Source organism: Micromonospora sp. CB01531 (assembly GCF_001905095.1).
Lineage (GTDB): Bacteria > Actinomycetota > Actinomycetes > Mycobacteriales > Micromonosporaceae > Micromonospora.
The window spans coordinates 51,336-57,730 of record NZ_LWLS01000091.1; the positions used below are offsets into that span (position 1 = coordinate 51,336).

The window sequence follows — 6,395 nt, forward strand, 5'->3', positions numbered from 1 at the left end:
TCACGCGCCCGCAAGGTTGGCCCGGACAGCGGCCAAGTAGCGCCGAGCCGTCCTCGGCGCACGGCCAATCTCGGCGGCCACGTCCTCGGCGGTCACGTCCGGCCGGTCCGCCACGATGGCGGCCACCTTCGCGGCTATGTCGTCGGCCAAGTCCGCCTGGCGAGGCCGCGGCGAGGCCGGCCGGACGTGGTGACGACGGGCGGCCGTGGCCGTGGCCGTGGTGGTCCGCCAGTCTCCCGCCCGGGTGGTCGTGTCCGCCGTGGCCGTAGCCTGCGGCCTGGTGGCCTCTGGCGCGTGGCCGTCCGTCCGGCCGTCCGTGGCCGGGGTGGTGACCGTGGCCGTTGGGCGGCCGGTTGTCAGGAGGGCCCCGGTCGCCATGAGCATCAGGCCGTCCACGGCCAATGGCCCGACCGCGACGGTGACCGTGACCGCGTCTTCGCCGTAGTGGTCGAGGAGGCCGGACAGGTGTCGGTGGGAGACGAGGGCGGCCGCGGCGGCCACTGGGAGGAGGCCACCGAATCGGAGGGTGGTCCATCGGTGGCCGGGTGGCCATGCGGTTCGGGTCAGGATCTCCACGGCCACGTACAGGGCGACCGGCCAGAAGACAGATCCGGCCACGGCCCCGGCCTGCGGGCGAGCAGTCGGTCGGGGCGTCGTCGGGCCGGACGTAGGAGTGGGCGATGTTCGCTGCAATGGACACGGCCCCGCCGAGGACGGCCCCGGCGTACGCCCAGTTACGGCCAGCGATTCGGACAGCGGCCATCGGGTGGGTCTCCTTCGCGATCGTGCGGACGGCGGCGGGACTGGGATCGCCGTTGCCGGCGGCGCGGATGATCGGGCCTGGCCTCCTCGGTGCCTGTCGACCAGGTGGCCAGCGGCGCCGATGGGGGGCGGGCATGACGGTGGGCCTGCCGAGGAGTACGGCGGTGATGGCGTCGGCGGCGGTCATCGGTCACGTGCGAGGGCTTCGGACCGGCACGGGCCACAGTTGCCGGCCGGGGAACCCCGGTGGTGCGGGCACTGCACGGCGGCGGGGTGAGAGGGGAGGGCGGCGCCGCGAAGCGAGCGCGGGCCCTGTTGGTTATTAACGGTTAAGGACGGTTCGGCGGAAGCAGGCTTCCGGCCGTTCGGTACCACACTTCCGGCCGTCTGGTACTGCACTTCCGCCCGGTCCCGGCCCGGCCGGAAGCCAGCTTCCGCCCGGTTATCCACAGGCTCCGGGGCCCCGGTCGGGCGGCCCGACTGCAGCTCGGCCAGCGGTTTCCAGGGCTGCCGGGAGCGGGCGTCGGCGTTGCATCGCGAGATCCCAGACAATCGGGCGACGGTCGGCGGGAAGGAGGCTCGCGTGACGCTGGTCGCCTCGGCGGATCAGGCCGACGCGCGCCAGTTCGGCGAGGTCATTGCGGACCGCGCGAACCGACTTGCGGGCGTAGAACGCCAGGCGCTCCTGCGACGGGAAGGCGCCGCGCCCGTCGGCGTGTGCGTGATTGGCGAGGCCGATCAGGACGGCGAGACAAGACGGCGGGACATCCGGGGCCTCACTGAGGGCCCAGGACACGGCCTCGATACTCATCCGGGCACCACCCGCCGCAAGACGTCGACCAGACGCAGCGCGGCAACGCCGTGAAGGTCGACGCGGGCGACCTCGAGAGTGTCTTCAGCGCCGGGGCGACAGGCCTCGACGGCGGCCAGGCCGTCGACGATCCGGGCGAGGAGGTCGCCAGCGGCCAGGGCCGAGGTGAAGTCCGTAGCAGCGACGGCGAAGCCGCGGGCGGCAAGCTCGGCGGCGCGTTTGATGACGTCGGCGTCGGTCGAGTGATCGGCGACGACTACGCAGGGGCGGGTACGGCGCATTGGGCGGACCTCCGGCATCCGTCAAGACCCTGAAGCGCTGCCCCGGGGTCGCTCCTTATCGGGGCCACGGCGGCCTCGCGTGGCACTGACACGTGACTCGCGTGTGGCGCATCGCGGTGCCGGGCGACGACGCCGGGGCATTCCGTGTATCGGGGAGGTATGGAAAATTTCATACGTCACTGCAACGGCCCTCCGTTTCTAATGGGGGCATGAAGCACCGTGCATCCCTGTCAGCAGAGCCCCGCCGTACGCGCCGAATCGGGCTCGTCAGCCTGGCGATCCTCGGCCTGGCGAGCGGGGCGTTCGTCGTGCGGCGGCCGCTCATGATGTCCGCTCCGAGGTGCATGGCCGGGCGGTGGCACGGCTGCTTCGACACGTTCAACGGGGTGCTGCTCATGATGCTGGTCGGCCTGCCGTTGGCCGCTCTGGTGGTGTGGGCTCTGACGCGCCGTCGGCGTGCTGCCGGCGTCCCGTCGGCGTGGCGGATGTCGCTGGCCGAGGTGGGCATGGTCTACGGGACGGTGCCGCTGGTATGGCTGACCATGATGCCGGGCCCGGGGGCCGGCATCGTCCCGGGCCGGGTGAGCCTGGTCCCGCTGCGGGACCTGGTCACGATGGGGCCGATCGGGATCGGCGGGAACCTGCTGATCTTCGCGGCGCTGGGGTTCTTCGCCCCGATACGGTTCGCGGCGCTGGCGACCGTGCCGCGGACCCTGGCGCTCGGGGCGGGCTGCGCGGTCCTGGTCGAGACCGCACAGTACGTCCTGCGGCTGGACCGGGTTTCCTCCGTGGATGACGTCCTGGTCAACGCCGCCGGCGCGGTGCTGGCCGGGCTGGCGTCACGCCACTGGTGGCGCACTACGGCGGAGGTGCCATCGGACAAGCCGCGCCCCGCGCCGGCGCCGGCAGGCTGAGTCGGTGTCCAGCGCTGTCGGCCGGCATCTTCTGAGCCATTGTCATCGTGACTATGGCCTGGACCCGGACGGCTACGAAATCATGTTCGAGCAGTTCCGCATGTAGACCCAGCCAGTTTCATCCCGCGTAGCGGTTCGCTTCGACGTGGCGCAGGACGAGGATGGCCTGCACGATCGCGGTGGCGCGGTGTGGGCAGCAGCGCAGCTTGGCCAGGATCTTCCAGGTCTTGAGCGTGGCGATGGCTCGTTCGCCACGAGCACGGATTCTCACGTGCGCCCGGTTGACCGCCTTCTGCCGGCGCGACAGCTTCGGCCGGAAGCGGCGCCGCTTGAACGGCGTGCGCACCCTGCCCCGAGCCCCCTTGGTAGCCCTTGCCGGCGAAGGTCATCACGTCCGCGCTGGTCAGCGCGTCGATGATGCCGTGGACGCGGGCGGCGGTGAGGTCGTGCGCCGAGCCCGGCAGTGCCGGTGAGGCCCAGGCCCACACGCGCCGGCCGGTGGCGTCGGCGATGACCGGCACGTTCACGCCATGCCTCTTGTGCTTGCCGGAGTAGTACGGCTCCTGGTCTGCCACGCGGTCGATCGGAATCAGCGTGCCAAGCGGTCGATCCGGCGCACGGTTCGGCGTGGCCCGAATTCGATTGGCAGGATGATCGAGCGGGTTCTATGGTCGCGCCGATGCGCCCTGGAGAGATCGTCGTCGCTGTCGGGCAGGTACGCGCCCTGATCGACGAGCAGTTCCCCGAATGGTCGGACCTGCCGATCGTTCCGCAGCCGTTGAACGGCACCGACAACGCGCTGTTCCGGCTGGGTGATTCTCTGACGGCACGGCTGCCGCGGGCGCAGTGGGCGGTCGACCAGGTGGCGACCGACGCGACCTGGCTGCCGCGGTTGGCGCCGCATCTTCCGGTGCCGGTGCCGGTGCCGGTCGCGGTCGGCGGGCCGGGCGGGGACTATCCGTGGCCGTGGACGGTCGTCCCGTGGCTGGACGGGCGCAATCCGGAAGCCGGGCAGGACCTCGTCGACCTCGCCGTCGACCTCGCCGGCTTCGTGCGCGCGATGATCGCGATCGACCCGATGGGCGGGCCGGTCAAGGAGGGGATTCAGCGCGGCGTACCTCTGGTGCAGAGGGACGAGCTGACCCGCCGGTCGATCGCGGCGCTGGGCGACCGGATCGACGGCCGGGCGGTGACCGCGGCGTGGGACGAGGCGATGGCGGCGGACGAGTGGCCCGGACCGCCGGTATGGCTGCACGGTGATCTCCTGGAAGGCAACCTGCTGGTCGACCGGGGCAGGCTCATCGGGGTGATCGACTTCGGCGGTCTCGGCCGCGGCGATCCGGCGGTCGAGGTGCGGCCGGGCTGGTGCCTGTTCGACGCCCGCGCGCGGGCCGCCTACCGGGAGGCGCTCGGGTTCGACGAGGCGACCTGGGTGCGCGGGTGGGCCTGGATGCTGTCGGGCTCGCTCTACTGGCTGGCGGACCTGTGGGACTCGATCAGGGAGGACGACCGCGAGGACACGATCCGATACATCGACTACATCGTGCGTCAGCGCCACGATTGACCTGCGGTGCCGCTGCGAGCAGCATCATCCTCTTTGGCGATGCGGCGAATCGCTGCGATCTGGTTGAGCCAGTTGCTCAGGTGGGTGATCTTGACGGTGTCGCCGGTTTTCGGGGCGTGGATGATGAGCCCTTCGCCGAGGTACATGCCGACGTGGCGCGGATTGGACATGCTGCCGTTGCTGCCGGGGATGAGGATGAGGTCGCCGGGCAACAGGAGCGCTGGGTCGGCCACGGGCTTGCCGGCGTTGACCTGGTCGCGGGTCACGCGCGGAATGGCGATGCCCGCCGCCCGGTACGCGGACTGCATGAGTGATGAGCAGTCGCACTGTTTGTCGGGGTCGCCGGAGCGGGGGTCGGTGCATGATCCGCCGAAGTGGTAGGGCGTGCCGAGCTGGTTGACCGTCCAGAAGATGGCGGTGATGACGGCGGGCGGGGTGTTGGCGGGTAACGCAAACCCGGCAGGGAGGACGGCGAGCGCGTCGGTGGCGCAGCCTGAGAGAGTGCTGGTCATCTGCTCCACCAGGTGGAGGGCGTCGTCGGTCCATTTCGCGTAGGCATCGGGGAAGGCCGAGGCTTGGACCGCCTGGGCGGCCTGGGTGAGCGGCATTGTCTCCCAGCCGGGGACGGTGAGGAGCTTGGCGAAGAATTTGCCCGCCTGATGGGTGGGCTCGGACAGTTGAGTGACGCTGCCCCAGCCCTGGCTGGGGCGTTGCTGGAACACGCCGATGGAGTCGTGGTCGTTTCGGTTGCCGAGGTGTGGCAGGTTGCGCAGGCCGGATTCCTGCATGGCGGTGGCGACGGCGATGACCCAGCCCCAGCGGGGTACGTCTCTGGCGACGCCGACATCGATGATGGTTGCGGCGATCTTCAACTGCTCGTTGTCCCAGGTACCGGTGGGCGGCTGCCCGGATGGGCGCACGACGGGCGGGGCGACGATGCCGCACCCGCCGGAGCCGCTGCCCATGACGCCCGACAGCAGCAGCAGGGGCAGTCCGAAGCAGGCGACGACAACAACGGTGACGACGCCGATGACGACCTTGATCATGTGGTGACTACCTTCCGCTGAAAACGAAAAGGGGCCGGTCCCGCGCGGGTGCGCGGCCGGCAGAGGTGGGATGGGGCTTCGGGTTGCAGGCGGTGGATGAGCAGCCCGGCGTGGGTGTCGGGGAGGAAATCGGCGATCAGTTCGGCGGTCTCGAACAGCGGGTGGCTGACGTCGACCCGGATGGCATAGCGGCAGTCCCAGTGGCCGGGCCCCAGGCTGGGCAGTTACCAGAGCTCCGTAGCAGTCCAGGCACATGATCTGTGGGGCGAGCAGGATCATCGGCTGGCTTGTACCCAGCCACCGTTTGAGATCCTTCTGCTGAACCAGGGCGGACGCGAGACGGCCACCGACCGTTTGTGCGATGTGGATACAACATCAGATCCTGCGGTGGCCGCGTTACCGTCCATGGCACGAAACCCCGGAGGAGCCGCGATGACAAACACACCCCCCATGCGGCGATGGCTGGTGCCGCTGATCGTGCTGTCAGTGGTCGTCGCCTGCGGGGCAGTGGTGTTATTCCCGGACTCGCTCGGCCGCTGGGTGCCGCTCCTCGAATACCAGGAGCCCGTCCAGCAGCTCATCGTGCGCAACGAGCGGACGGGCGAGCTTTCCATCCGCGTAGAATCGCCCAGCGGCATCTCAACCAGGACCGTGCCGGCCGGTGGCATGGAGTCTTTCGGCGAGGCGACCTGCCGGGCGACTCTGCTCATCGCATACGACGCGAACGGCTCGGAGATCTCCCGTCTCGACCTCGTTGGCTGCACGACGAAGACCTGGATATTCACTGCCGATGGACGGGTGCGGCTGGAAGATGATCGCGTCTTCAGGACTTCCTGATCTGGAGAGGCTGACGGTGCCGCGCGGCCGCGGTCGGCGCGATGTGAAGGGCCGGCTATGGAACGCCCGTCGGTCGAGCTGGCCGGTGCGGTGACAGGCCAGGCCGCGGCCGTCATCAGAGAGTCAGCGAAAGCCGCGCCGGCTGTTGCTAGATCCTTGGGTTCGAGAATCTGAACAACT

7 protein-coding genes and 1 pseudogene are annotated in these 6,395 nt (G+C 70.0%); 3 read left to right on the forward strand and 5 right to left on the reverse strand.

The window, feature by feature from the left end:
- The 3 genes from A6A27_RS45195 to A6A27_RS27550 form a co-directional block, all read right to left on the reverse strand.
- Nucleotides 1–618 (reverse strand): hypothetical protein, encoded by a 618-nt coding sequence (locus A6A27_RS45195; protein WP_073837553.1) that lies wholly within the window; start codon nucleotides 616–618, stop codon nucleotides 1–3.
- 586 nt (nucleotides 619–1,204) lie between these two features.
- Nucleotides 1,205–1,573, reverse strand: a complete 369-nt coding sequence (locus tag A6A27_RS27545) for a helix-turn-helix domain-containing protein (RefSeq protein WP_073837554.1) — start codon at nucleotides 1,571–1,573, stop codon at nucleotides 1,205–1,207.
- Nucleotides 1,570–1,854 (reverse strand): hypothetical protein, encoded by a 285-nt coding sequence (locus tag A6A27_RS27550; protein WP_143194207.1) that lies wholly within the window; start codon nucleotides 1,852–1,854, stop codon nucleotides 1,570–1,572. The genes A6A27_RS27545 and A6A27_RS27550 overlap by 4 nt, the downstream gene beginning before the upstream one ends.
- A 209-nt stretch (nucleotides 1,855–2,063) precedes the next feature.
- Between A6A27_RS27550 and A6A27_RS27555 the strand changes: the two genes are divergently transcribed.
- Nucleotides 2,064–2,768: a VanZ family protein gene (locus tag A6A27_RS27555; RefSeq protein WP_073837556.1), complete on the forward strand. Its 705-nt coding sequence runs from the start codon at nucleotides 2,064–2,066 to the stop codon at nucleotides 2,766–2,768.
- 118 nt (nucleotides 2,769–2,886) lie between these two features.
- Here the strand turns inward: A6A27_RS27555 and A6A27_RS27560 are convergent.
- Nucleotides 2,887–3,367, reverse strand: a pseudogene (locus tag A6A27_RS27560) (transposase family protein); the annotation flags it as partial.
- A gap of 80 nt (nucleotides 3,368–3,447) precedes the next feature.
- Between A6A27_RS27560 and A6A27_RS27565 the strand changes: the two are divergent.
- Entirely contained in the window at nucleotides 3,448–4,332 is an 885-nt protein-coding gene (locus A6A27_RS27565) for an aminoglycoside phosphotransferase family protein (protein WP_158074081.1), read from the forward strand.
- Here the strand turns inward: A6A27_RS27565 and A6A27_RS46305 are convergent.
- Nucleotides 4,317–5,378, reverse strand: coding sequence for a C40 family peptidase (locus A6A27_RS46305; protein ID WP_073837558.1), 1,062 nt, complete (start codon nucleotides 5,376–5,378; stop codon nucleotides 4,317–4,319). The genes A6A27_RS27565 and A6A27_RS46305 overlap by 16 nt on opposite strands.
- Before the next feature lie 432 nt (nucleotides 5,379–5,810).
- Between A6A27_RS46305 and A6A27_RS27575 the strand changes: the two genes are divergently transcribed.
- Entirely contained in the window at nucleotides 5,811–6,215 is a 405-nt protein-coding gene (locus A6A27_RS27575) for a hypothetical protein (protein ID WP_143194208.1), read from the forward strand.
- Nucleotides 6,216–6,395: the final 180 nt, after the last annotated feature.

What these genes read in the sequence shown, in the direction of transcription:
- A6A27_RS27545 (WP_073837554.1), bottom strand. Translation starts at nt 1,573, where the DNA reads ATGAGTATCGAGGCCGTGTCCTGGGCCCTCAGTGAGGCCCCGGATGTC.
- A6A27_RS27550 (WP_143194207.1), bottom strand. Translation starts at nt 1,854, where the DNA reads ATGCGCCGTACCCGCCCCTGCGTAGTCGTCGCCGATCACTCGACCGAC.
- A6A27_RS27555 (WP_073837556.1), top strand. Translation starts at nt 2,064, where the DNA reads ATGAAGCACCGTGCATCCCTGTCAGCAGAGCCCCGCCGTACGCGCCGA.
- A6A27_RS27565 (WP_158074081.1), top strand. Translation starts at nt 3,448, where the DNA reads ATGCGCCCTGGAGAGATCGTCGTCGCTGTCGGGCAGGTACGCGCCCTG.
- A6A27_RS46305 (WP_073837558.1), bottom strand. Translation starts at nt 5,378, where the DNA reads ATGATCAAGGTCGTCATCGGCGTCGTCACCGTTGTTGTCGTCGCCTGC.
- A6A27_RS27575 (WP_143194208.1), top strand. Translation starts at nt 5,811, where the DNA reads ATGACAAACACACCCCCCATGCGGCGATGGCTGGTGCCGCTGATCGTG.